The organism is Oleiphilus sp. HI0132 (assembly GCF_001635845.1).
In genome coordinates this window covers 1-1,335 of record NZ_LWGJ01001648.1, presented here as the reverse complement: position 1 = coordinate 1,335, position 1,335 = coordinate 1, and the positions used below count along the sequence as shown (strand labels likewise).

Genomic DNA, 1,335 nt, shown 5'->3' with positions numbered 1-1,335 from the left:
CTTCTCTTGATGAGAAAGAGTGCGAGCTTGTCGCCAATAGCATAAGTAATTCTGCAGAGCATTTGCTGTTTGCAAAACTGAATGCGGGTTTGATGCAAGATGGCTTGTTCATCAACGTTGCGAAGAATACTCAACTGGGCAAACCACTCAAGTTGGTTTTTCATAGCAATGCTAGCGGCCTGAGCCAGCCACGCGTTTTCATTAACGTTGAAGCAAATGCCGAAGCAACCTTTATTGAAGAACTCGTCATTGACGCCGAAGAAGGTGCTCAAGGGCTTGTTAACAGTGTATGTGACCTGCGTATTGCTGATAATGCTCATGTAAAGTACTTGCGTATGAACCTTGAATCTACGCCAGCCAAGCAAATCGGTTTTACCGGTGTCGCGCTCTATCGTAACGCTAACTTCAAGAGCTACTCTTTAGGTTTGGGCAGCCAAGTGGGTCGTCACGACTTGCACGTGCAGATGTTAGAAGCAGGTGCTGAGTGTGATCTTAACGGTGTTACTGTCACCACCGGTCAGCAGCATTACGATAACCATACCTGTATCGAACATATTGCACCAAACTGCACCAGTAATGAGACTTACCGTTGTATTGCCGACAATAAGTCCCATATCGTCTTTAATGGCCGAATTCACATTCACCCGGACGCACAGAAGACCTTAGGTTCAATGAATAACAAGAACCTTCTTCTTTCATCGTCTGCTGAAATCGATTCCAAGCCCGAGCTGGAAATTTATGCCGATGACGTGAAATGTGCTCACGGTACAACCATTGGTCAGTTAGACGAAACTGAACTGTACTACCTTAAAACGCGTGGCGTAACGCATGAACAGGCTCGCCTGATGCTAACCCTCGGTTTTGTATTGGAAGTGGTTCGGGCAGCCCCAATTGAAGCTATTGCAGACTTCTGGGAGCAGCAACTGGCAGAGCTGTTAAGTTACCCTTTAGATTAAATGATCGCGTCGTTAGTGCACCTGCGTCATAAAGAGCTATCAAGGTATTGAGTGATAAATGAATATTGAAAGTATTAGAGAACAATTCCCTATTCTAAACCAAGAGGTCAATGGCAAGCCTTTGATCTACCTTGATAGTGCCGCCAGTGCACAAAAGCCCGAAGCGGTGCTCGAAAGCATGGCGAACTACTATCATCATGATAATGCCAACGTACACCGAGGCGCGCACACCTTGGGTGACCGTGCAACGGCTGGTTTCGAAGGTGCACGCGAAACAGTTCGTCAATTTCTCAATGCAAACTCAACCAAAGAAATCATTTGGACCAAAGGAACAACTGAAGCCATTAACCTGATTGCTAACGGTTTGGCAAGTCAGCTA

2 protein-coding genes are annotated in these 1,335 nt (G+C 46.1%); both read left to right on the top strand.

Annotated features, from left to right (window positions below):
- The coding region (gene sufD / locus A3766_RS25390) for a Fe-S cluster assembly protein SufD (protein ID WP_068643200.1) at nt 1-956 on the top strand (956 nt) is incomplete at its 5' end.
- A gap of 58 nt (nt 957-1,014) precedes the next feature.
- Nucleotides 1,015-1,335: aminotransferase class V-fold PLP-dependent enzyme (locus tag A3766_RS25385; protein WP_156509133.1), on the top strand; the 321-nt coding region annotated here is incomplete at its 3' end.